Origin of the sequence: Streptococcus sp. HMSC062H02 (assembly GCF_001813005.1) — a bacterium.
GTDB lineage: Bacteria > Bacillota > Bacilli > Lactobacillales > Streptococcaceae > Streptococcus > Streptococcus oralis_S.
This window is the reverse complement of record NZ_KV811132.1, coordinates 52,014-77,439: the sequence shown is the minus strand read 5'-3', so window position 1 is coordinate 77,439 and position 25,426 is coordinate 52,014. Positions and strand designations below refer to the sequence as shown.

11 protein-coding genes and 1 other RNA gene are annotated in these 25,426 nt (G+C 43.0%); 2 read left to right on the top strand and 10 right to left on the bottom strand.

The window, feature by feature from the left end; genetic code table 11:
- Positions 1–32: 32 nt before the first annotated feature.
- The 8 genes from cbpC to HMPREF2885_RS07750 form a co-directional block, all read right to left on the bottom strand.
- Positions 33–1,052: a choline-binding protein CbpC gene (gene cbpC, locus HMPREF2885_RS07785; protein ID WP_070657712.1), complete on the bottom strand. Its 1,020-nt coding sequence runs from the start codon at positions 1,050–1,052 to the stop codon at positions 33–35.
- 99 nt (positions 1,053–1,151) lie between these two features.
- A complete protein-coding gene (locus HMPREF2885_RS07780; protein WP_061426759.1) occupies positions 1,152–1,841 on the bottom strand; it encodes a response regulator transcription factor in 690 nt (229 codons plus the stop codon).
- A gap of 11 nt (positions 1,842–1,852) precedes the next feature.
- Positions 1,853–3,277 (bottom strand): NADP-dependent phosphogluconate dehydrogenase, encoded by a 1,425-nt coding sequence (gene gndA, locus HMPREF2885_RS07775; RefSeq protein ID WP_061426757.1) that lies wholly within the window; start codon positions 3,275–3,277, stop codon positions 1,853–1,855.
- A 75-nt stretch (positions 3,278–3,352) separates the two neighbouring features.
- Positions 3,353–4,798, bottom strand: a complete 1,446-nt coding sequence (locus HMPREF2885_RS07770; RefSeq protein WP_070657711.1) for a cell division site-positioning protein MapZ — start codon at positions 4,796–4,798, stop codon at positions 3,353–3,355.
- A 12-nt stretch (positions 4,799–4,810) separates the two neighbouring features.
- Entirely contained in the window at positions 4,811–5,968 is a 1,158-nt protein-coding gene (locus HMPREF2885_RS07765; protein ID WP_000662905.1) for a THUMP domain-containing class I SAM-dependent RNA methyltransferase, read from the bottom strand.
- 83 nt (positions 5,969–6,051) lie between these two features.
- Positions 6,052–6,433, bottom strand: an RNA gene (gene rnpB, locus HMPREF2885_RS07760) — RNase P RNA component class B.
- Between the two features lie 20 nt (positions 6,434–6,453).
- A complete protein-coding gene (gene gpsB / locus HMPREF2885_RS07755) occupies positions 6,454–6,783 on the bottom strand; it encodes a cell division regulator GpsB (RefSeq protein WP_000146523.1) in 330 nt (109 codons plus the stop codon).
- Positions 6,784–6,852: 69 nt separating this feature from the next.
- Complete coding sequence (locus tag HMPREF2885_RS07750) at positions 6,853–7,380, bottom strand: SLOG family protein (protein WP_070657709.1); 528 nt, start codon at positions 7,378–7,380, stop codon at positions 6,853–6,855.
- 66 nt (positions 7,381–7,446) lie between these two features.
- Here HMPREF2885_RS07750 and recU point away from each other — a divergent pair, with 66 nt between their 5' ends.
- Together recU and pbp1a are read left to right on the top strand one after the other, a co-directional pair.
- Positions 7,447–8,043, top strand: a complete 597-nt coding sequence (gene recU / locus HMPREF2885_RS07745; RefSeq protein WP_000248756.1) for a Holliday junction resolvase RecU — start codon at positions 7,447–7,449, stop codon at positions 8,041–8,043.
- Positions 8,040–10,208: a penicillin-binding protein PBP1A gene (gene pbp1a, locus HMPREF2885_RS07740; protein ID WP_070657707.1), complete on the top strand. Its 2,169-nt coding sequence runs from the start codon at positions 8,040–8,042 to the stop codon at positions 10,206–10,208. Before recU ends, pbp1a begins: the two co-directional genes overlap by 4 nt.
- A gap of 167 nt (positions 10,209–10,375) precedes the next feature.
- Here the strand turns inward: pbp1a and HMPREF2885_RS07735 are convergent, their stop codons facing one another.
- Positions 10,376–18,625 (bottom strand): SIALI-17 repeat-containing surface protein, encoded by an 8,250-nt coding sequence (locus HMPREF2885_RS07735; RefSeq protein ID WP_070657705.1) that lies wholly within the window; start codon positions 18,623–18,625, stop codon positions 10,376–10,378.
- Positions 18,626–18,765: 140 nt separating this feature from the next.
- On the bottom strand, positions 18,766–25,191 hold the full coding sequence (locus HMPREF2885_RS07730) for a SpGH101 family endo-alpha-N-acetylgalactosaminidase (RefSeq protein ID WP_083307434.1): 6,426 nt from the start codon (positions 25,189–25,191) through the stop codon (positions 18,766–18,768).
- Positions 25,192–25,426 lie beyond the last annotated feature (235 nt).

Sequence of the window (25,426 nt, the reverse complement as noted above, 5' to 3'; positions counted from 1 at the left end):
AGCGATTGTTTCCTTCACAATCGCCTCCTTCATTATTGGACCCATTCGCCATTATAGTTGACCGAATAGCCTTCTACGGTCGTATTCACTGCTAAAGCACCTGAACTATATGCGTAGTACCATTTACCATTAACCTGGAACCAGCCAGTCTTCATATCGCCATTACTTGTATGTAGATAATACCAAGTCGAACCTTCCTGATACCAGCCAGTCGCCATGGCTCCTGATGAACGGAGATAGTACCACTTGTTCCCAAGATATTGCCAGCCCGTTTTCATATCGCCATTTGGATCGTCTAAATAGTACCAAGTTGAGCCTTCTTGATACCAGCCAGTTGCCATTGCACCTGATGAACGGAGGTAGTACCACTTATTGCCAAGTTGTTTCCAACCTGTTTGCATGATGCCAGTTGTTGGATCTAAGTAGTACCACGGAGCAGGTTTGCTTCTATCAATGCCAAAAGTAACATGGAAATCTTGAGTCCAACCCTTAGCAACTTCACCAATTGGTAGTGGATTGTAAGAATCATCGCCAGAAATTCCTAGCTTATTTAAATAATACCAATTGCCGTCTTCATAAGTCCAGCCCGTCTTTACGGCATAATTATTATCAAAATAATAAGTTCTCTTTTCAGCAGATGGAGTATATTGTTCACCGTATACTTTTCCTGTATTTTCAGACGTTTTTGCCTCTAGTACTTGTTTATCTGTTTGTTCTAGCAAAGCACCATCTTGTCCAAAATAGTACCACTTCTGTTGAAGGCCAATTTCTAAGACTGGACGATTATTAAATAAATTATCACGATAACCTGTTCCATGAATTTCTACGTATTGCCAACCGACAACCATCTCTCCTCTATCACCAAAATAGTAAGTTTTACCGTCTATTTTATGCCAATAGATTGCTTTATGATCATCTTTTACATAATATTTTCTATTATCCTTATCAACAAATTGGCCACCTGTGGTATCCGCAAATACAGTATTTGTCGCTAGCAAACCAAAGAAAAATGTTGCTAGTGCGACTTGCATCATTATTTTAAATTTCTTCATTAGATCTTTCCTCCATAACTGATTGTAGCAAAGACTTTATTGTATGTCAATATATAGAAACTTCTCAAAAAAAGCAGTTACACAACTGCAACTGCTTTTCTATTCTTGCATGGTGTACCCAACACCACGCACGGTTTTAATGTAGCTTTTTTGACCTTTTACATCAAGCTTGCTACGTAGATAACGGATATAAACATCCACGATATTAGTTTCTGTCGCACTTTCGTACTTCCAAACACTTTCCAACAACTGCTCACGAGTCAAGACCTTCTTGCTTCCCATGAGAGTGGCCAAAAGGTCATACTCACGGCGCGTCAGAGCAATCATCTCCTCGCCACGATAAACGGTATGATGTTCTACATCCATACGCAAATTGCGGTAAGATGTTGGGACCTTCATCTGACTACAGTGTTGGTCGATAAAGTCCCGACCTCGGAAAATCGCTGAAATACGAGCCACCAGCTGATCAATAATCACTGGCTTATAGATGTAAGAAACGGCGAAGCGCTGGATTGTCTCAATCTGGTCTTGCAATTCTTCGCGATGGTCCAAGACCATAATCACTGAGGCAGGTTTTGTCCGACTCAGCCTCTCTGCAAAATCCTGGGCCGTCATATTCCCCAGACGAGCATTCAGTAAAATCAAGTCATAATCTGTCTGGAGAGCCATGGAGAGGGCTTTTTGCCCCTCCTCGACCAGATCAACACGGTATTGCTCTTTTTGGAGTTCCAGACTGAGAAAATGAGCGAGATTTCGTTCTTTCTCAAGTAATAAAATCCGTTTCCCCATGGCAGACCTACTTATTTTTCGTCATACCAAGAGTAGTGGAATGTTCCTTCTTTGTCTTTACGTTGGTAAGTGTGGGCACCAAAGTAGTCACGTTGCGCTTGGATCAAGTTAGCTGGAAGGTCTGCTGAACGGTAGCTATCAAAGTAAGTAATAGCTGCTGAGAAAGTTGGCACTGGTACACCAGCTTGAACAGCAAGAGCTACGATATCGCGCACTGCTTGTTGGTACTTGGCAGTAACATCCAAGAAGTACTCATCCAAGAGAAGGTTAGCAAGATCAGCATCGCGGTTGTAGGCATCTGTGATCTTTTGCAAGAAACGAGAACGGATGATACAGCCATCACGCCAGATAGAGGCGATGTCCGCAAATGGCAAGTTCCAGTTGTTTTCTTTAGAAGCTACACGCAATTGAGCAAAACCTTGTGCGTATGAAATGATTTTTGAGAAGTAAAGGGCTTGACGGATCTTTTCGATCAACTCAGCCTTGTCACCTTCAAATTTGAAATCAGCTGGTTTTGGAAGGACCTTGCTAGCATGTACACGCTCTTCTTTGTATGTGGAGATGTAGCGGGCAAATACTGACTCAGTAATCAGTGACAATGGCACACCAAGGTCAAGAGCTGATTGGCTAGTCCATTTACCAGTTCCTTTGTTTCCTGCAGCATCCAGGATGTAGTCTACGATTGGTCCATCTTGACCTTCATCGTCTTTACGGCTCAAGATATCAGCTGTGATTTCGATCAAGTAGCTGTCCAACTCTCCCTTGTTCCACTCAGTAAAGATTTCAGCCATGTCTTCTGCAGAAAGGCCAAGCAAGTGTTGCATCAAGTCATAGCTTTCTGCGATCAATTGCATGTCACCATACTCGATACCGTTGTGGACCATTTTTACATAGTGACCAGCTCCATCAGGACCGATGTAAGTCACACATGGTTTGCCATCTTCTGGTGCTTTAGCTGAGATTTCTTCGAGAACATCCGCAACCAATTCGTAGGCTTCTTTTTGTCCACCAGGCATGATAGAAGGCCCTTCAAGGGCACCTTTTTCACCACCAGAAACTCCTGTACCGATAAAGTTGATACCTGAGTTTGCTAGTTCTTCGTTACGACGGATGGTATCTTTGTAGAAAGTGTTTCCTCCATCAATCAATATATCTCCCTTGTCGAGGTGGGGAAGAAGAGCTTGGATAGTTGCGTCTGTACCAGGTCCAGCTTGAACCATCAGCATGATACGACGAGGTTTTTCGATTGAGTTTACAAAGCTTTCAACGTCATAGCTTGGCACAAAGTTCTTTTCAGGATGGCAAGCAATTACGTCTTCTGTTTTTTCTTTACTACGGTTGTAAATGGCAACTGTATAACCACGAGATTCGATATTTAGGGCAAGGTTACGACCCATTACGGCCATACCAACGACACCAAAGTTAGCTTTTGTCATGTGACACTCCTCTTGTTTAATATGTTTTATTTTATCATTTTTACCTATGAAAGGAAAGAATTTTGTAACGGAGTCCTAATAGTCCAAGTCATCTGCATGACCAGAACCATTCCCTACAAAGTAACCTGTCTTACAGTTGAGGGTGAAGAGATAGGTTCCATCTGGTTTATAGAGGTTGTAATAACCATTTCCGTTTACGATATTGACACGTTCTAGGATATATTGATTTCCAGTGATATAGCCACGAGCACGTGATGTTGCTAGAACTTGTTCCAATACACCATCCGCAAAGGTCCAAGCAGGGTTGTTGCTATCGTCTACAGCTGATTGGTTGTAAGGTACACGACTAGCACTTCTTTGAAGATTAACCCCATCGCCAGACAAACCACCATTTGTGTCTCTAGCTGGTGCCGCGGTGCTTGTTGAAGGTGTCGTACTGCTTGCATTGCTCTCTGTAGCTGAACTTGAGCTTGCTTGACTCGTGCTAGAGCTCGAACTTGAGCTGGAAGCACTGGTTTGTTGACTCTTTCCAAGACTAATGGCCTTATCCAAGAGTTTGTCTAGTTCTGTGTTGCCTGTCTTAATTTCTGTAAATTTAGCATCCGCCTTGGCCTTAGCATTAGTATCCAAGACTCCGTCCGTAATAGCTGGACTTTCAAAGAGGGCATTAACATCTTGAATAGCCTTGATTTGAGTTGCTAGGCTATCATATCTTGACTTAGCTAGTGTATAATCACGGCTACCTTCTAACTTATCTAGCAAGGTTTTCAGTTGGCTCAATTTATCAAACTGGCTGTTTTTCAGAGCTGTCTTATTAGCATCTGTATAGAAAGTATCATAGAGATCATTGAAGTCTTTCAAAGCTGTTTGTGTCCCTTGATCATCCGAAGAAGCTGCTTGAGAAGACTGGATTTCTTGGTTTGAACGAGATACTTGACTGTAGACATAATATGTTCCAGCAAGCACAAGGATTGCAGCTACTACCGAAGCAATGATGATGACACCTTTCTTCTTAGAGCCTGTTTCAGGTTCTGTTTGAGCCGAACGTGATAGAGGTGTATAGGTCTCCTCTTCTCGTTCCTCATTTATTTCCTTGGGCTCTGTTTCTGTTAAAACGAGAGGCTCTATTTCAGCACTTTCTTCATCTTGAAGGGGTGGAACAAACTGAGTAGTCTCTTCATTTTCTATCTCTTCAATAGATTCCTCAGCAACCATGTCTGAATCGTCTACCTGATCAGAAGATTCACTTGATTCACGAACTTCTTGGATCATTTCCTCTAGGTTTTGAGTAGAAGCCAGTTCTTCTTTTTTAAACTGACGAGTTTCAAACTTGTCAGCTTCAATCTCTTCACGGTGTTGTTTGATGTATTTGTCTAAGATACTGTCCTCAGGCAATACTCCTGCTTCAACCTCTTCATTCTTACGAATGACCTGACCAACAGTCAAGTCTTTTGCTTCGTCAAAGTCGAATTGTGGTTCTTGATGTCCTTTTTTATGACGATCACGTCTTTTCTTACTCATGAGTTCACCTTTCTATTTTACCTCTTGGCGTTTGACACGCTGACCAAAGTATTGATACAAATCCACTTTTAAGGTCCCGTTATAGAGTTTTCGTTTTTTATCAGCTGGACTTCCGTACTTGCTTTCAAAAGCTTCGTCACTCGTCAGGATAAACTTACTCCACGTTTTCAGTGGTGCAAAGACCTGTCCCATCTCAGCATAGAGCTTGGTAACTCCTGCATCATCAGACAAGCGTTCCCCATATGGTGGATTGGAAATGATAACGCCATTAATCTTGTCTGTGCGCAAGTCCTGTACCCGCATTTGCTTAAAGGTGATGTCACCTGCGACACCTGCTGCTTGAGCATTTGCCTTGGCAATTTCCACCATGCGAGCATCTATATCACAGCCCATAATGTCCAGCTCAAGTTCACGATCAATTTTCTTAGCCGCCTCTGTGCGAACTTCTTGGATTAACCGATCGCTGACCCAGTTCCATTCCTCAAAAGCAAAGGAACGGCGAAGTCCTGGAGCCATCTTTCTAGCAATCATAGCCGCCTCGATACAGAACGTTCCTGAACCACAGGTCGGATCAATCAAGGGCTTGTCTGGATACCAATTAGATAGTTGTAAAATGGCTGCTGCCATGTTTTCTTTGATCGGCGCTCCACCCTTTTCCGTACGATAACCACGCTTAAAGAGGCTAGAACCAGTCGTGTCAATCATGACAGTTGCCACATCTTTCAGGATAGATACCTCAATCTTAAACTCGGGACCCGTTTCCATCAAGGGAACTCCTTCTGGACGGGCATAGTGTTTTTGTAATTTCTTCACAACAGCCTTCTTAGAAATAGCCTGAACACTGGGCTCGTTGTGGAGTTTAGACTTCACACATTTTGCCTTTGATATCGGGAAGCGTGCTCCTAGCGGGAGATAGTTTTCCCAATCTAGAGCAAAAACACCTTGAAAAAGCTCTTCAAAAGTCTTAGCAGGAAAACTTCCGACTACAATCTTGATGCGATCCGCTGCACGAAGCCAAAGATTGGTCTCGATGATTGCCTTCACATCTCCTTGAAAGCGGACACGCCCATTTTCAACCTGGCAATCATAACCAAGGTCTCGCACCTCACGTCCAACGACAGCCTCGAGACCCGCCGCAGCAGTTGCGATTAAATTAAATTGTTCTTTCATTTCTAGTCTTGCAAGACCTTTCTCTTGTTCACTTTAAAAAATGAGGTTGAGAAAGATTTCTCAGCCCCAACCTATATGCAATTTTCTATAAGCCATGTTTTGTTCCAGAAGTGACTAGGACCACTTCCTTCGATAATCATCTGTCTACCGCTAACAGCATAAATCTGATAGCAGTCAGAGTACTACGTTCGTTTCCGTGCACTCCATGCCCCGACCAAAATTTGGGTTGCTAGCTTGAGGGGTTTACCGCGTTCCACTCTCTCTGTTTCCAGAAAGACTCCGTCACTGTGGCACTTTCAAGCCTATTCTGACCTATCCGAAGACTTAGCCATTTCGACTGCCGTAACGATTTCTCGTCCCTAGGCTTATGGATTCGCCTAGCACAAACACTACAGGCATCACAGCCTGTGCTAGCATGGACTTTCCTCATGAAAAGAGAATCTCTTCACGCGATTATCCAAAAATTGCACTCATTCCTTAGTCAATTATAAATCTTGGTTGTCTAAGATTTGCTTACCAAATACTTCTTTTTCGAGACGATTTAAGCGTTTCAAAATATCAAAGTTTGTCATTGAAGTAGAAGCCGTTACTTCAATAGAGTCTGGTTGAGTTGGAGCTACCTGTGGTTTATGAGATAATTCTTCCTTCAAATCAGCAATCTCTTGACGAAGGGATTTGACCAAAGCTGCGTAGGTTTCATAATCCTTAATCACATCGTCTAGGAATTCATCTACCTCTGCTTTGCTGTATCCACGTACTTCACGTCCAAATTCTTGTTCAAAAATATCTTTCGCTGAAAATATAATACTTGCCATGTCTCTCTCCATTCTGGGTTACTAGTATTATTATATAAAAAAAGACAAGTAAAAATCAAGGTCAAAGGCTTACTTTTCAGAAAAATTTTCTACTATTTCATTCAAGTCCTCAAATGTTAATCTTCTTGTAACATAGTCCGCTTGATTTTTCATCATTTGGTAAAAATATCGTAACTTGGTTTCGTTTTCTTCGTCGTAAAAAAGGTAACAAGTATCTGTATTTTCCAGCAGAAATTTTTGATAATCGCGTAGTTGTCCCTTGTGCTCATATTGTGGATAGGCGTATTTGACAAAATCAACTTGCTTGAACTCACTCAATTTCGCTTGATTTGCTTCATTCCAATTACTGCCATGGGTTTCAAAATCAAAAATGGTCGCCAGTTGAAATCCATAGTCTGCTTTCATGTCTTTCGCCACCTGAAGCGCCCAGTACTCAAAGCCCAAAGTCCCTGTAAAGACAAGCCAAGTTACCCCATCCTCTGCTAGACGTTCCATGTCTCTCCGAATGGCTGTTTTGATAATATCAACGCGAATATCCTTGTCATTAAAGAGACCAAGGTCAAAGGCTGAATAGCCTAAAATCAAGGCTGATGTCATTTTTAACCCTTTCTTTGTAAATTTATGATATAATAGAGTGATGTTATTGTACCAATAAGGAGAATTATGGTCAACTATCCACATAAAATTTCATCTCAAAAGAGACAAGCACCCCTGTCACAAACTAAAAATTTCGCAAATCGGGGAATGTCTTTTGAAAAGATGATCAATGCTACGAACGACTACTATTTGTCGCATGGGTTAGCTGTTATTCACAAGAAACCGACTCCCATCCAAATCGTACGTGTCGACTATCCCCAACGAAGTCGTGCCAAGATCGTTGAAGCCTACTTTAGACAAGCTTCAACTACTGACTATTCAGGGGTTTATGATGGATACTACATCGACTTTGAAGCAAAGGAAACCAGGCAAAAACATGCGATACCGATGAAGAATTTTCATCTCCATCAGATCCAGCATATGGAACAAGTCCTTGCCCAGCAAGGAATCTGCTTTGTACTCCTTCACTTTTCTTCTCAGCAAGAAACCTACTTATTGCCGGCTATTGACCTCATCCGTTTCTATCATCAAGATAAGGGACAGAAGTCAATGCCACTTGGATATATTCGAGAAAATGGATATAGGATTGAGCCTGGGGCCTTTCCTCAAATTCCCTACCTCGACATTATCAAAGAACATTTACTAGGTGGTAAAACAAGATGAACAAACAAACTTTTCTGCGAATAGCTAAGTATGTCAGCATCAGTCTCTTAACTGTATTTATCGCAGCTGTAATGCTTGGTGGAGGTCTCTTCCTCTACTATGTTAGCAAGGCTCCAGAACTTTCTGAAAGTAAACTAGTTGCTACAACATCAAGTAAGATCTACGATAGCAATGACGAGCTTATCGCTGATCTTGGATCGGAACGTCGGGTCAATGCCCAAGCAAACGAAATACCGACCGATTTGGTCAATGCTATTGTTTCGATTGAGGACCATCGCTTCTTTAATCACCGAGGAATCGACACGATCCGTATCCTAGGTGCTACCCTCCGAAACCTTCGTGGTGGTGGAGGTCTGCAAGGAGCTTCAACCTTGACGCAGCAGTTAATCAAGTTAACTTATTTCTCTACGTCAACTTCTGATCAGACTCTTTCTCGTAAAGCCCAGGAAGCTTGGTTAGCCGTTCAGCTAGAACAAAAAGCGACTAAACAAGAGATCTTGACCTACTACATCAACAAGGTTTACATGTCAAACGGTAACTACGGAATGCAGACTGCTGCCCAAAGTTACTATGGCAAGGATCTCAAAGATCTAAGCATTCCTCAATTGGCTCTCCTTGCCGGTATGCCTCAGGCTCCAAACCAGTATGATCCATACTCGCATCCAGAAGCTGCTCAAGAACGTCGTAATCTCGTCCTCTCTGAGATGAAGGGGCAAGGTTACATTTCAGCTGAGCAATATGAAAAAGCGATTAATACTCCAATTACAGACGGACTTCAAAGTCTAAAATCGGCTAATAGTTATCCTCCACACATGGACAACTATCTCAAAGAGGTAATCGATCAAGTCGAACAAGAAACAGGCTACAATCTCTTAACGACTGGTATGGATGTCTACACCAACGTTGATCCTAAAGTTCAACAACATCTCTGGGATATCTACAATACCGACGAGTATGTCAACTATCCAGATGATGAAATGCAAGTAGCATCAACAATCGTGGATGTGACAAACGGGAAAGTTATTGCTCAGTTAGGTTCTCGTCACCAATCAAGCAATGTTTCCTTCGGAATCAACCAAGCTGTTGAAACCAACCGTGACTGGGGTTCTACCATGAAGCCAATCACAGACTATGCTCCTGCCCTGGAGTATGACATCTACGACTCAACTGCTTCGATTGTACATGATGTTCCATACAACTATCCTGGAACAGATACCCCTGTTTACAACTGGGATAGAAGTTATTTTGGAAACATCACCATCCAATATGCGCTCCAACAATCACGGAACGTTACTGCTGTAGAAACCTTGAACAAAGTCGGTTTGGATAGAGCCAAGACCTTCCTAAATGGAATCGGTATTGACTATCCAGATATGCACTATGCCAACGCGATTTCAAGTAACACGACTGAGTCAAACAAAAAGTACGGAGCAAGTAGTGAGAAAATGGCTGCTGCTTACGCTGCTTTTGCTAACGGTGGTATCTACCATAAACCAATGTATATCAACAAAATCGTCTTTAGCGATGGTAGCTCAAAAGAATACGCTGATCCTGGTACTCGTGCCATGAAAGAGACGACCGCCTATATGATGACGGAAATGATGAAGACTGTCTTAGCATACGGAACTGGTCGTGGTGCTTATCTCCCTTGGCTACCTCAAGCTGGTAAGACTGGTACATCAAACTATACAGATGATGAAATTGAAAACTACATCAAAAATACTGGTTATGTAGCACCAGATGAAATGTTTGTTGGTTATACTCGCAAATATTCAATGGCTGTATGGACAGGTTACTCAAACCGCCTTACTCCTATCGTTGGCGATGGCTTCTATGTTGCAGCTAAGGTTTACCGTTCAATGATGACTTATCTGTCTGAGGATAACAACCCTGGCGACTGGACTATGCCAGAAGGCCTCTATCGAAGTGGTGAGTTCGTCTTTAAAAACGGTGCTCGTTCTGCATGGACTGCTCCTGCTCCGCAACAAACCCCAACACCTGAAAGTTCGAGCTCGACATCAGAAAGTTCAACTGCACAGTCAAGCTCAACTACTCCAAGCACGAATAATAGTGCAAACAATAATACCAATAACCAGCAACCAAATACAACGCCTGGTCAACAAAACCAGAACCAAAATCAGAATCCTCAACCAGCACAACCATAACATTTATCACCCAGATTTTTCTGGGTGATTTTTTCATAGCACTATTGCATTTATGTGCTTAACAAAAGCCTGAGAAGATATCTTCTCAGGCTTTTTCTGTACTATAAACCTCATTGGGAAAGATAGGAAACGGATTTCGTAATCTTGTTAAGAGGTTTTACTAAATACTAGTCTTTCTTTGTTTTTGCTACAAAGAGAGCAGATAGGGCTAGGCTAACACCTGCTAGGAAGAGGGCTGTGTCAGATTGACTCTCACCTGTTGCTGGCAAGCTCTGTTTTGCTGTTTCTTGTCTAGCAATTTCTTGTTTATGATCTGGAGTCTTACCTTGATCAGAAACTAGAGTGCTAAGTTTAAACTCAGGTTTTTCTACTGTTGGAGCTGCTTGGTCGCCTACTGTCGATAATGGACCTGTGTATTCTGGAAGCTCATGTACCAGTGCCATAACAGCATTGACACCGCCATTGAACTCAGGTTTCTCTACTGTTGGAGCTGCTTGGTCACCTACTGTTGCTACTGCGCCTGTGTACTCTGGCAATTCATGCACTAGAGCCATCACTGCATTGACGCCACCCTTGAACTCAGGTTTCTCTACTGTTGGAGCAGCTTGATCACCTACTGTCGCTACTGGGCCTGTGTACTCTGGAAGTTCATGTACTAGGGCTTCAACTGCATTGACACCACCTGTGAATTCAGGAACCTCAAGAACGGGTGCTGACTCTTCGCCCTTGCTTGACTGAACAGGTTCTTCTGTTAATTCTTGATGGAAGCTTGCCAATTCATAAAACTCAGCCTTGCCACCTTCCCAGACTAATTTGACGTCTAGAAGAGAGCCACCATTTCGGATAGCGAAGGTTTGGAGACTAGATGTAATGGCACCGAGGTCTGTCCAACTGTCTTGACCATCCTTGAGTGTTCTAGCAAGAACACGTGCCTTAGCTCCTTCAGGAAGACTGGAAACGAGACGAAGGTGGTTAGCTTTAGTTGGTTCAGACAAGTGATACACCAATTCGCCCTTGTCTTTTTCAGACTTGTAGCTGGTCAAGACTTTGCCGTCTACAAGATTATTATAAAGGTTGCCTTGGCTTTCTCCACTACTTCCTTCTACTGTTGGATCATTGATTGGTTTGACAAATTCACCATCGTTGATGACCAATTCTGTAAAGCCTACAAAACGGGCATCATAGTCTGCTGTATAGAGGACACGGAGATAGTTAGCTTTGACTGGTGTCGCCAATTTACCCTCGATATAGCGATTTCCTGGCATCTTAGAATCATGTGTCCAACCATCTGTCAATGAATCATCGTGTGTGCTATTGGCCACACCATCTCCTACTGTCACGACATCAGTCCAAGTTTTACCGTCTTGGCTGACTTGAATCTTACCATCACGAAGGTAGTTTTGAGTTCCGTCTTGGATGTAGGCTCTGATCTTCTTGATGGTTCGTTCGCTACCAAGTTTCAAGGTTACGTGGCCATCTTTACGGGCATAGTCTGAAAACTCAACGAAGTTGTTGTAAACACCGTCAAATAGTTGATCTAGGTTGTTCAGCTTACGAACATCATTGCTTCCGTATGTTGGATGAATACCCATTGTTGTAGATTCTAGTTTGGTTGGTTGTACTTCTTTGGTTGTCACAAGGAGAGAAGTGGCTGTCACAGCTTGTTCCTGATCTGTTTTATTGACCAAACGAACATAACGTACCAAGTGGCTCACTACAGATCTGTCAGTCAACTGGCTAGCCGGCGTCCATTCTTGCGCATTTGCAGAGTACTCTAGAGTAAGAGCAGGGTTAGCCTGACCTTGGAGCTGGATGCTCTTGATTTGATGGATACGGTCAAGCTTCATACCTAGATAGCTATTTGCAGGAAGTTTAGTTCCAGCTGGAATTTGAAGTTCATAATGTCCCAAGCTATCCACTACCGGCGTTTCCTTCAAGGCATCAACGTTGGTGTCCGTTAACTCACTGTTTCCAGAGCGTGTCTCAACAGAGAAGTCTTGGATACGCCACCAGAGGTCGAGAGCCTTGGTATTGCGTACTCGGATGTAACGAGCATTGATTGCTCTAGTCACTTCCTTGGTTTGTTCACCTGCCAAGCGATCAAGTTCCTGCCAAGTAGTACCGTCTGTAGAATACTCAAGCACACCTGCTGCAAGCTTATCACCCGTTCCTTGGCGAAGTCGTACTTTAGTGACTGACTTGACTTCACCGAGGTCAAGTTGTGCCCAAGCATCTACTGGAGTGGTATTGCTACCGTCAGCGTTTGCCATCATGGCTTCTGTATTGTCCTTGCCATCAATGATTTGACGAGCTGAGGTATTTAGTTTGTAAACTAAGTTTGAGCTTAGACTAACTGTCGTTGCTTGTTGGCTACGAGCTTTTTCAACTGGACGGTTGACTGCAATTTCCTGAACTGCAAACCAAGTGTTCTCGCGGTCTGCTGTCGCAATCATGCGAACTGCTTTGGCCTTGATGTTGAGATTCTCAAACTTAAGCAGGGATTCATTTCCGACATAGCTTGGCTCTTTCAAGGTTACCCAGTTGTCATTTTCATCTTGATACTGCACTTCTGCCTTACTAAAGGTATCACGTGGATTTGCCTGCGTTCCCATTGCAAAGGTCAAGGTTTGAATATCTACCGGCTTGTTGAATTTCATACCGATATAATCACCTGTCTTGATGCTATTTGGTGATTTAATAATCGCATGAGTTGCCAAATCGCCATCCGTTACTTCTGCTAAACCACCTTCTACACCTGTTCGATTGGTGATAAAGGTACTGATGATTTGGTCTGGATGCAAGACTTTTTGAACTTCAGATGCTAGAACTTCTTTCAAGGATAGGATAAATGGACGAATATGTTGAACACCCAATTCAGCCTTTTCCATATGGTCTACATAATGGAAGGTGTGAGTTTGAGACTGTTCGTACAATTTCAAACCTTTATAGTAGCTATCCCAAAGTTTGGCTGCATCGTTTGTAGCCATGGCTTCAGTTCCTGTAAGGAAGGCATCGAGGGCATTCATTTGGTCGATTGCATTATCCAACCAATAGTGGATTTGGGCAACCATTTTTTTATCGCCTGATGCTTTATAGAGTTCAGCTGCTTCTTTAATCTTGGCAAATTCAGCTCGCAAGGCTGCACGTTCTGCAGTCACATCCTGACCAGCTTTGAGCTTAGTCATGAAGTCTGTTAATTTTGGAGCCAAGTCTACAGATTCTTCTAGTTTGACGACACGATTATCCATGTTTTGGTTGATCATGTGCTTACCAAGTTCGCGGAAGGCTGCTGATACCTTGCTATCTTCAAAATGACCATTTTCTACAAAGTTGAAGGCAATATCATTGATTTTCTTAGCTTCTTCTTCTGATTTCCACTGTTTCCATGAGTATTGAGCTCCTGAAAAGAGGGCAATCTTAGATGGCTCAGACTGTTGCATTGGGTTCAACATGATACCAGATAGCAAGCTTGGATCCACATTTGGATGAAGGAATTTCTCACCACCACCTAGAATCAAGTGTTGTTTAGAGTTATCTGTTACAGGCCAGTTAATCCAAAGTGAAACTGGGCGATAGGTCTTGCCACCTGCGGATAGATTGTTCTTGAGAGTTGAAAGGAAGCTTTCAGAGACTTCACCCCAAATCTTACCACCCGTCAAGGTCATGGATGTTGAACTTGGGAGATTTTCATTGAGGGATTTCAACTCATCCTCACGTCCATTACCCCAATACTGTCCAGGAACAAAGATCATTTCTTTACGAAGACCGCTATAAGTTCCCTGCATTTCAGTCAACCACTTGGTCATATCTTGCATCAAGCGGTTGTAGCTATTGTAGCCTCCGACTGGACTTGGAGCATCATCTGCTAGGATACCAAATTCGCGGACACCCACTTTCATCAACTGGGTAAATTTGGCTTTGATGGTAGCCAGGTCTTCTTGGTAGTCCGCTTCATTGCCAAAGCGGATGCGGTTGTTCATGAATGGATGGATGGTCCAGACATAGCGTGTTTTACTTTGATTTCCGACACGAGCAAGTTCACGGATTTCAGCTAGTTTTTCTTCCGGATAGAGTTCTCGCCATTTCTTGTTGTGGTATGGATCATCTTTTGGTGCAAAGAAGTATTGGTTCAATTTCAAATCGCCACCAAAACGCATGAGTTCTGCACGATCTGCATTCGACCATGGGTTTCCATAGTAACCTTCGATAAAACCACGGTTCTTGAGCTCTGCGTAATCTTCTACTGTCACATTGCGAAGGACTGGTACTTGGCTTTCCTTGAGCATATGTTTCAAGGTTGTCAAACCATAGAAGACCGCATCTGTGTCTTTTCCGACGATGGAAATCGAGTTATCCTTGATGCTCAAGACATAGGCGTCAATCTTGTCAAAGAGACCTGCTGAAACATTGGACAAGTTTTGCTCTGCTTGTGAGCCTTGTCCATGCACCCCAAGATAGATATTGGTTGCGCCAGCGATTGCTGCCTTACCAGTTGTATAAGATACTTGATTATCCTGCAAGACACTCTTCAAGCGATTGCGAGTATAGATATCGAGTTGATCGCCCATGACCAGATTGACTTGCTTGCGAAGAGCTGTAACACCTTCTCCATAAGTCACTTTTTGTGGAGTTGGGAAGACCTTGTACTCTTTCTTGAGATAGTCTGCGCTCTTGCTAGCAGCTGCAATGCTGTCTTCACTAGCTGGTTTACTTGCAGTGAATTGATCTGCCAATTCAACTGTTCCATCACCTGTTTGCTCTACTTTTGGTTTTTCTGGTGTAGTTGGTTTTTCTGGTTGACTTGGTGCAGGCGTTTCTTGCTCTTCTTTGACAGGTTTTAATAGATGAACTTCAGCTGCACTTGCAAAACCACCAACGCCTTCCAATACTTTCAACTCAATCTTGTTGGTATGCACCGCCGCAAAGTTGACTGTTTTTTCTTGGGCGTTGTTGTCCCAGTTTCCTTCTGAAACCTTGACCATTTGGCCATCTTTTTGTGCGTAGATTTCGTAGCGTGTCACAACACCATTTCCACCACCTGGGCGTGGGAGATAGGTCAAGCCATTGACTTTTTCTGCTTCTTTCAAGGTCATAGTAAGGGTGTATGGCGCAGTGTCACCAGTCCACTTAGTATGCCAGAAGGTATTTGGATCATTGTCAAAGGCCTTTTCAACAGCGCCTTCAGTCGCGTTTCCTGGAAGTTGCTGACTGCTTGCGGTTGCTGTAATCTTATCATTTGAAATCAAACGAGGATTTACAAATGGTTTGTCTGACAACTCTGCACTATGCAAGATTCCTTTGAAACCACCGATGCTTTCAAGCGGTAGTACCAAGCTATTGTGGGCAAAGCGAGGGTGGGCTGGATTTGCGATACGCTCAATCTTTTCGCCATCCACATAGACTTCTGTTGATTGTGGTTTGGTCACGATAGAGATTTGATAACGTTTGTTCTTTTCAAGTTTTTTATTGAATTGGATATGGAACTGTTCAAATTGATAAGCAAGGTAGCCGTCTTTATCAGCTAGATAGATACGATTGTCCCCACTAGTTGAGAAGGTTTGTTCCCCATCTCCAGTGACAGTCACATCAAACTTCAAGACGTGACTTGGACCAACATCACCAGCCAAACCTTCGATACTGCTGTCTTTCTCAAAAGCCAATCCCTGCTCGCTTGCCTTCACCTTCTTACTTGCATAGTTCTTGACTGTTTCAGAATTGATGGTAAACAAGTCGCTTTGATCAATCTCTTTATCAGGATTTGACTGTGGCGCATAAGGGCTCGTTGGTAGGGTGCGTTCTGCAAAGGTTGCAGCTGCACGATCGGATCCCCAGGTGCGTTCCGCAGTAGTTTGCATGCTCTTGAAGAAGCGTTTAAAGATATCATAAGAGGTCAAACCTGTCTCATGAAGGTCAATATTGTCATTCCAAACTGCGTGACCACCACCAAGGATACTTGGATGAGAAGCTGGTAGAAGTGGACCTCCACCTGTTCTAAAATCATTCGGTGTCCAGCTATTGTACTGACGTTCGTAGTTAGCATAGTCCCCGTAGGCTGTTTGACTATTGCTTCCACTTGGGACACTATAGGTCGGTACATCCGTGATATTGATAATCTTAGCTCCCTGAGCAATGGCTTCATTTGGTCGTTGCCATCCGATACTCCAGATATCAACCTCTACTCCGTTCCAATCAACAGGAGTGTTCCCACGTTTCGCACTGAGTGAGCCCCAGATACGAGGGGTGTAACCTTTAGACTTGATATATTGGGTCAAATCATTGACATAGCGACGGTAACTTTCTCTGCTGCCATAGTATTCATCCGTTCCGATATGAACAGTTGATACCCCATGAAGCGGTGCATCTGGACCATCGAGGAGTTTGTCATAAACTGATTTGACAAATTTAAGAGTTTCTTCGTACTTGTTATCCAAGTCTAGCATGGCTACGCGCTCAACATTGTGCTTGCCTGCATAATCGCTCAAACTACCTTGATACATGAGGTCTGGGCGAACTTTGACAAAGGATAAGGCGTGACCTGGTGTGTCAATTTCTGGTACTAGGTTGATATGCAAGGCCTTGGCAAGTTTAATCAGATTTTGCATTTCTTCCTTGGTATAGTGCTCATCTGATGTCAATTTTTGACCATTCTTACCGACAATGTCTGTCTCCACACGGAAACCAGTCTTGGCATGTTCAAGTACATACTTGAGTTGTTCTTCTGGACTTAAATTCTTACCTGCCAAGTGTTCCTTTAGGAAGATATAGTTATCATTAAGGTGCAACTGCAAGTCGTTCATCTTGTAGTAGGCCATGTTGAGCATGATGTCTACAAGGGAGTCATAAGGAATAAATTTCCGACCTGTATCTAGCATAAAGCCACGGTGGCTGAAACTTGGGAAATCGCGAATTTCGCCATTTTGGAGGTTACTTTCTCCCATTTGAAGAAGAGTCCGAGTGGCGTAGAAGGCTCCTGTGTTTGTGGCAGCTTCGATGGTAATCACATCATTTTGGATAGTGATACCGTACCCTTCTTTACCATAACCCTTGTTTTCAACTTTTTTAAATTCGATTCGTTTTTGAGCCTGCTTGTCACCTGTTGCTAGTTCCAATCCACGGCTTGCAAGGTCTGACTGGTAGAAGGTTGCTGCCTGATCAAAGCCAGAATCACCTGTCGCAAGGACTGTATCTGAAGTGATAGAAGATTGACCTTCTTTCCCATACCATTGTTGAACAGCTGGTGCTACTTTTGGTTTCACACCCACACCTTCGTCCTGATGTAGCCCCTTGATGACTACTTCAAATTCCTTAGTGAAAGTATGGCTGTCTCTGATTTGTTGGACCATGACCTTGACGCGTTGATCTGTCAGAGGTTTATGGATACGATTTTGAAGGTCAATCACACCTTGTTTATTACTTCCGATGAGGCTGACTTTTCCTGGTAGAGTTGGTAAGACAAGAGACTGTCCGTCTTCTGCTACTGTTAGTTCGGTTACTTGGCGGATATCCGTTACCTTACTATGGTCCGGAACGTTAGAATAAGCTCGAATTTCTTGGATACCAACGTTTCTCCAGTTCATTGTTCCCGCTTGATAGTCGTTAATTTCTAACTTAAGATATTTAGCTTGAATACTTTCAACTAGATCTACTTTCTCATCTAAAACAGGATCTCCAGTCTTGGTATGAGCGAGTTTCCATTGTTTTTCTCCGTTAGCGCCCACGTCTTCTTGACCTGCATAGTAGAGACTCCAAGATTTGATATTGGGGTCATTTTGCCCATTACGAAGACGACGATCCCAGTCAATTTCTACATGCTTGATAAGGGTAGTTTTTGGAAGAGTTAATTCAAAAGTTGGTTTTGGTACATCTCTATCTGTAGCCCAACGAGTATTGTCATCTCCGTCGATAGCTTTATCCGCAGTAAAGTTGGTACCAGTCTCATGGTTGCTCGCCTGAGCAGTAGCACCTTCGAGATGGTTGACATCTTCTCTATCTTCAATTTGCTTTTCAGCTGGTTTTGCTGCTGGCGTAGCAGTTTCAGCTGGTTTATTGTCTGCCTTTGGTGTTTCAACCGGTTTCGGCGTTTCTGCTGGCTTGGGACTTGTAGGACTTGTCTCTGGTTTTGCCTCTTCACTTGATGTAGGATTGCTTCCTTCGTCAGTCGCTGGAGTTTCTTCATGACTTGCTTCTGTTGCAGCTTCTGCATCCGCCTTTTTAAGCGCATTGGCTAAATCATCGGGTAACTTATCCAGTGCTTCAACATGGGTGATGCTTCCCTCTGTTTCTGAAGGTGTTGCTGTTTCTGCTGCCTGAACCATATTGGCGCCAAAGATACTAGCACCAATCATCACGGAGGCTGCACCGATTGCAAATTTTCTTATACTATAGTGACAGCGTTTCTCAAAAAAATGTCTATCCATCTTTCTCCTATTCCTTTCATCCGCATACCTGAGTAAGCGGTATCATTTCTCCTTTGAAAAAGGAGAGAACCAAGAGGTCCTCTCCGGCTGTTTGTTCCTTTTTGATTCGAGATCTTTTGGACTTCTAAAACCAAATCTGTTTAGTCTTCTTTTCGTTTTGTCGTAAGAACAGCAGCAGATAAAGCGATACTCACACTTGCTAAGAAGAGGGCTACTTCTGAGCTGTGCTCCCCTGTAGCAGGTAGTTTTTCTTCATCTTTAGCTCCCGGAGTTTTGGTATCAGCTACTGGACTTGGAGTGAGCGGGTACTCAGGTTTTTCAACAGTTGGAGCTGCTTGATCTCCAGCTGTAGCCAATACACCTGTGTAGGCTGGCTTTTCATTTACCAAGGTCTCAACTGCATTGACGCCACCCTTAAACTCAGGGACTTCATTTGCAGCCGCTAGGACCGCATTGGCTCCGCCTTTGTATTCTGGTAATTCGTGAACCAAGGCTTCTGCCGCATTGACTCCGCCCTTGAACTCAGCTAGGTCATGAACAGCTGCTTCTGCCGCATTGACACCGCCCTTAAACTCAGGTAGGTCATGAACAGCCGCTTCTTCTCCAGCTGTTCCGTAAGGACCTGTATATTCAGGAACTTCAAGAACTGGAGGTTGCTCCTCACCCTTGCTGCTTGTAGGAGCGTCTGGTTTAGCAACCTTATCTTGTAATTGGTTGAGATAGTCTGCGAAGTAGGCCACCATTCTTTCCGTCAAGAGATGGTTATCCGTCGCATATTTCATGCTTGCCTGAACGCTAGCTACTTCCTCTTGATTGTCTTTGTCTGTTAATTTCTGCGCCTTAGCTAAAGCTGCTTCATAGCCAGACATGTCAAGTGGTGTTTCTGCTACCTGTGGACGGGTAAAGATGAGTTCCGCTGCAGATTGGTATTTATCGCCACCATCTCCGTAAGTCTTGGTACCAGTAAGGACAATTTTCTTAGCCTTGATTGTCTTGCCAAAGTCAATGTCTTTTGGCTTGTTGTTATTTGGCCAATCTGTTACGGTGAAAGTATGTTCCTTACCAGACTCATCTGTGACAACCAGTTTCACATCTCGCAAGTTTCCATTTGAATCAGAGGCACGTGGAACATAGCGAAGTCCTGTGATTTCAGTAGGTTCTTTCAAGACCATGGTTGCAGGCTTGCCTACATCTCCTCCATTCCAAGATGTATGCCATAGGCTAGAAACATTGCCATCAAAGGCATTCTCTAGACCTTCACCTGGTTGAGCTGGCGCATCCAAACTTTCAAAGTCTTCTGCTACCAAGGCTGTCTTCTTCTGAACCAAAGCATTCTTCAAGGCTTCAATCTTAGCAATCTCTGCACGCGCTTCTTCTACGCTAATGTCATCATCTGCCTGACTGAGGTTAAAGACCGCCTCTTTCAAAGCATCCATAGACTCTTTCGTATAGTTGGTCATGGCAACCGTTGGCAAGTAGTTCTTGAGAGCATTTTCTGTCAACATCTTACCTGTTAGGGTAATTTCCTCGATGTGAAGATTATCCATCATGAAGTCGTTATAACCACGGAAGTTGGCATTTCCGCCAGCATCTCCATGAGTATTGCTTGCATTTCCAGTTGAGTAGATACCTACCCAAGTATCGCCTGTTTCTGCACCTGTCACGAGGAAGGTTGCCTTCTTGGCTTTCTTAGAATCCGTCCAAGTATTTGGCAATTCATGCATTTCCAAGTTGCTTGCTTGACTACCACGACGACCTGACTGGAATTCTCCCTTACCAACTACAAAAGCATAGGTATTGTCTGATCCAGCTTCGTATTCAAAGGTTACACGGTAAGTCTTACCTGCCTCAAAGCGGAAGTTTTGTGGGATGGTTTGGTAAACCAAGTTACGACGGCTAACCAGTCCGTTAGTCTTGAGTGACCAATTTCCATCGATAACATCATCGACTTTCTTACCGTTCCAACCACGCTGTGTATATGGATCGTGTTTTTCAGACAAGTGAGTCCGGTTGTCTTCGACACCTTCGACACCACCCACTACAAATGGGAAGATTCCTTGAGCTACATTTTCAAAGTCTTGTTTGAAGGTTCCTTGACCTGTATCATGCTTGTCCCCGTACATGCTTGAATTGTTTTCGAAGGTACGAATTTCATCAAAGTAAGTTGCTTCATCACCAGCTTCACGACTCAATGTCAGAGTGACATTTGATACATCTGAACCTGTTGTAAAGAAGGCATACATGTTTTGGAAGTAACTTGTATCATCAACTGTAGCATTTTCCCGACGATTGTTATGAGCATATGCTTTGATATAGTTGAGAGCGAGTGACTTATTGGTATAAGTAGTCACTTCTTTCTCGCCAGTATTCACTGTGATACTTGCCTTAGCATTACTACGGTTATCAACACCGACATAAACCGCATACTTGGTATTTGGTTTCAAGCCAGTCAGTTTCTGAGTAAGGCTGACCTTGCTCTTATTGCCTTGGATACGAAGCATTTCATTTGCACCCTGTGATTTGACAATTTCTGCCTTGGAAGCATCACCTGAAATGGTCCAGTGCTTCAAGGTTCCACTGTTAAATCCTTGGTCATAGATGTGCATGCCTTCGCTCCATGACATTTCAGGATTGGTTTGTTTTGAACGGTAGAGAACGTATGGTTGATTTGCTAGAAGGTCTAGGGTAATCTTGCCATCTTTTACAGTTAATTCTTGCTCTTCTGTCTTACCTTGGTCAGTTAGCTTGTAAAGGTAAACCTTGCTATTTGCCCAATCGCTTGGAAGTGTCCAAGTTGTTGCACCAGCCTGCGTATTGAAGTAGTACATTTTTTCCTTATCAGTAGGAAGTTTCTTACCATTTGCATCCCAGTTCCAAGGAGTCAAGTAAGCTGAACCATCTTGGATGACACGTCCGTTAAGCGTTACTGTACGTTCGCGGTATTGCGGGCTATTGACATCATTTGACTTACGAGTCACAACAACCTTGTTACCTGCTGCATCGACTAGCTCAACCTTCATTTCTGGAGTCCATTTATAGGTGCTACCATTATCGGTCATGGTAACTGGTGTACCATTTTCCCATTTACTTACAGTGAAGTGTTGGAAGTACTTAGTCATGACGTCATGGGCAAAGAGGTTAGTCACGTAGCCATTGTAGTCGCTTCGTCCTTGCCAGCCTTCAAAGTCTTTCATGCTGTAGCCACCTAGAAGTGGGTAGTTGGCTGCACCACCGTAACTTCTGTAGTCCCCAACCCAAGAATCTTTTTGGTGGTTGCGGATAAAGCGTGTGATAGCACTGTTGATACCTTTATTAGTGTAGCCACCATAGGTCAAGTCAGCTGCCCAGTGTTGGAAGGTAGAGTCGTATTCACCACCATGACCCCACTCAATCGCAAAGCGCCAGCCTTGTTTGTTGATTTCTTTAGCAAGAACGTGGGTAGCCCAGGCACCGTTATCACCTGATTGACCATTGCCCCATACGTCCACATAGATAAAGTCGAGACCATCACCAAGTTTTTTCTTCAAGTCTTCCCAGCGAGCCAAGCGTCCATGTGCTAGGTCATAAGCAGCATCAATGTTGATACCTTGGTCTAGCCAGTTCCATCCGTAGCTGTAGCTTCCATCTGGATTCTTACGAAGAATATTTTCATTGAAGTATTTAGATTCAGGATAAGTTTCAGAAGCGTTAACGTGGATACCAAGATATGCACCATACTTCTTAGCTTTCTCAATCAAGGTCTTAAAGTCTTTAGCTCCACCAATACGTTGTCCAATATCTGCGTAGTTCAAGTGACCAGAGTCATGTCCCTCACTACCATATCCTTTAAGGAGAACACCCTGTCCAAGACCATCTGTATGGAGATTGATCTTCTTGATACCATCTAGAGTCATAAGGAATGGGTTTTGTGCTTGTGAACCAAAGTTCATCGCGATACGGTAAGCCGTGATATCCTTGACTTTTTCCCAACCTTGAGGGTTGTTCATAATGCTACGGTAAGCAATAGCTCCATCCTGCCAGTCGACCTTATTATCCGCATTGGCATCCTCAGTAATGACAACTTTAGCACTTGGAAGTTCCTTAGTGTACTCTGGATATACAATCCCTTTATAGGCTTTTTCCCATTGCCATTCAGAACTTTGAATTCCCACATAGTTTGTATTTCCAACAGTTTGTTTGAATGCTGTCAAACGAGTCCAGTCATTCGAACCACCACCGTAGCTGTTTTGAGAGTTACTCCAAACACCTGCAGCAAGCTTATCTGTAGAAACAAAACCATACATGTAACCCTTAGCCAAATTTTTCATTGGATTTGTTACAGCAATATGTTCATCTCCACTGACATGGGTATTGTTTGACATCGTTGCTCCGTCAAACTTAGCTCCAGTTTGGTCGCTTGAAATCGACACAAGTGAGTTCCCTAAGAAATTGATAGAGGAGAGAAGTTTTCTTTCATCATCAATCTTCTGACCTGGAGTAACTTGATTGTGGTTGACAATCTTGGTCACATCAAAATGCAATTGATTTTCCACAACTTGCAAGCGTACAATCATATCTGCATTGATGAAATTCTTCTCATCACGAAGCTTCATCAAGTACTCTGCAGTAGTATCATTGATCTTCTTATAGGTGACTTCAGGTGTAATTTCGTGATTGTTTACTAAGATTTTCTTAAGTTGTTGAACTTGTCCTGGCAAAGTATGACCATTCAAGGTGTATTCCTTGACACGAGGAAAGGCTTGGTCAATCACTGCCTTGAGGACCTTAGACTGGATCGTATCATAAGTCACCTTGCTATCATCAACGGCAGGACCTGTTTCTTTCTGGGCAGGAGTATCATCTGCTTTTACACCTTCTTGATTGTCTGTTTTAACGCTAACAACCGTACGGTCATTGCTATAAGTTCCTGCCTTGAGAAGGATCTTCTTCTCATTTTTAAGATTCTCATTAACAGCAGCTGGCAAAGTAACTGTATCAAAAAGTTTTACATCATTATTTGTTGCATTCAGCTGACCATCTGATTTTAAACTAATAGTCAGATGATTCACTGATCCATTTACTGGAGCTGCAACACGACCGCCCTGATACCATGTGCTGTTACCTGGAGTTTTGTATTCCCAGAACCAGCCACCTTGGTCATATCCAACAAAAACATTGTTCTTGGTATCTTTAAATTTCAAGAACACACCAAAGCGTGATTTGCTCTTTTCAGAATCATCTTTGAAGGTTAAATCAACCGTCGCATTTCCATTAGCATCAACTGTCAATCCTTGTTTTTCAAACAAGGCTGGTTTATCGCCATTGTCGTTCTGTGCAGTTGAAGACAATTGATTGTAGCGAACACCCTTTTCTTCACGAATAGTGACGGTTCCTTGTTGCTCTTTATTCGCTACTGTTTGCCATTCAGGAGTCACTGTCTTAGGTGTTTCAGGTTTAGCAGCTGCAGGTTTATCCTCTTTTGGTTTTTCTTCAGCCGGTTTTTCTTTCTCTTCCAAGTCTGCTGGTTTCACACTTGAAATTCCCTGTATGTGGTCTTGGATCCATTTTAGTTGAGCTGGTGAGAAGAGAATGCCTCCACTACGTTTTCCAACTACACCATTTTGGTGAACACCGACTAGTTTGCCTTCTGTATCAAAGACACCGCCGCCACTAGCACCCGGTTTTCCTCCTTGGTAACCAATCCCTTGGACACCTTCTCCGTATGGTTCTGCAAAATCAACTGTAGTATTGACAACCGGATTCAATTTTCCTTCTGGATAACCAAAGACATGAAGCTTATCTCCAATTTTCTTAACAACTGGCTTTTTAGTTACTTCAACAGGCGTATTTTCGAGAACTGTACGCAATCTCACAAGGGCCAAATCATTTTTGAAGCCCTTCAGATAGCCTTCACGATCCCAATGAATAATATCTTTCTTGCTAAACTTGACATCTGGCAATCCTGGATATGAGATACTATAGATATCTCCATCCCCTTGGTCATTATCCACAACCTTACGGATATTGCCGTCTTGGCTGTCCTTGATAAAGTTATGAGAAACCGTCAAGACAAGGTCTTTAGCAACGACAATACCGCTACCTTCTCCTGATGGCGTCTTAATCTTAACAGTCGCGCCGTAGTTTAATTCCCCATTGGCCGTTTTAGCCACATCTTCTGGGACGAGCTTGCCAGTATCTTGGACCAATTGATCCTTGTCAACTTCGCGCCCATTGTCTTCAGCTTTCTCCAACTTATCTTCTAATTCTTTTGGCATATTGCTTGGATTTTCAGACTTTTCTTTTTCTTGAGCCAACAACTCTTCTTCTGTTTGTGGGCCTTCAGTAGTTTCAGCTGAACCAGGATTCTGAGCGGCAGCTTCCTTGTCAAAATCGTGCCCCTCATCACTAGCCTTCTTATCCAAATCAGCTAGTTCACTCGGCAAATTATCTGTTGAACCAACTCTTGCTTGATCAGCTAATACTGGGCTAGCTACGAAGAAAGTCGCTCCAATCATCACCGAAGCTACTCCAAGCGTAAATTTACGAATACTGAACTTACAGCGTTTTTCAAAAAATCGTTTATCCATGAACTCCTAAATCCTTTCATTTTCCAGTAAGCGTTTACATTTCTTTTTTAAAAAATACTCCTTTCTCTGAAAGTGCTCTGCTTAACTGTTATAAATAAAAAATAATTGTACTTTTAATATAACAAATAAAAGACCAGAAAGCAATAGGAAATAGGTAAAATTCACTAAAATTTTCTCTTTTCTGAACAGTGCTGACGCTTAGAATTTTAAGAATAGCTTTACAGCTATAAAAAAA

What these genes read in the sequence shown, in the direction of transcription:
- cbpC (WP_070657712.1), bottom strand. Translation starts at nt 1,052, where the DNA reads ATGAAGAAATTTAAAATAATGATGCAAGTCGCACTAGCAACATTTTTC.
- HMPREF2885_RS07780 (WP_061426759.1), bottom strand. Translation starts at nt 1,841, where the DNA reads ATGGGGAAACGGATTTTATTACTTGAGAAAGAACGAAATCTCGCTCAT.
- gndA (WP_061426757.1), bottom strand. Translation starts at nt 3,277, where the DNA reads ATGACAAAAGCTAACTTTGGTGTCGTTGGTATGGCCGTAATGGGTCGT.
- HMPREF2885_RS07770 (WP_070657711.1), bottom strand. Translation starts at nt 4,798, where the DNA reads ATGAGTAAGAAAAGACGTGATCGTCATAAAAAAGGACATCAAGAACCA.
- HMPREF2885_RS07765 (WP_000662905.1), bottom strand. Translation starts at nt 5,968, where the DNA reads ATGAAAGAACAATTTAATTTAATCGCAACTGCTGCGGCGGGTCTCGAG.
- gpsB (WP_000146523.1), bottom strand. Translation starts at nt 6,783, where the DNA reads ATGGCAAGTATTATATTTTCAGCGAAAGATATTTTTGAACAAGAATTT.
- HMPREF2885_RS07750 (WP_070657709.1), bottom strand. Translation starts at nt 7,380, where the DNA reads ATGACATCAGCCTTGATTTTAGGCTATTCAGCCTTTGACCTTGGTCTC.
- recU (WP_000248756.1), top strand. Translation starts at nt 7,447, where the DNA reads ATGGTCAACTATCCACATAAAATTTCATCTCAAAAGAGACAAGCACCC.
- pbp1a (WP_070657707.1), top strand. Translation starts at nt 8,040, where the DNA reads ATGAACAAACAAACTTTTCTGCGAATAGCTAAGTATGTCAGCATCAGT.
- HMPREF2885_RS07735 (WP_070657705.1), bottom strand. Translation starts at nt 18,625, where the DNA reads ATGGATAGACATTTTTTTGAGAAACGCTGTCACTATAGTATAAGAAAA.
- HMPREF2885_RS07730 (WP_083307434.1), bottom strand. Translation starts at nt 25,191, where the DNA reads ATGGATAAACGATTTTTTGAAAAACGCTGTAAGTTCAGTATTCGTAAA.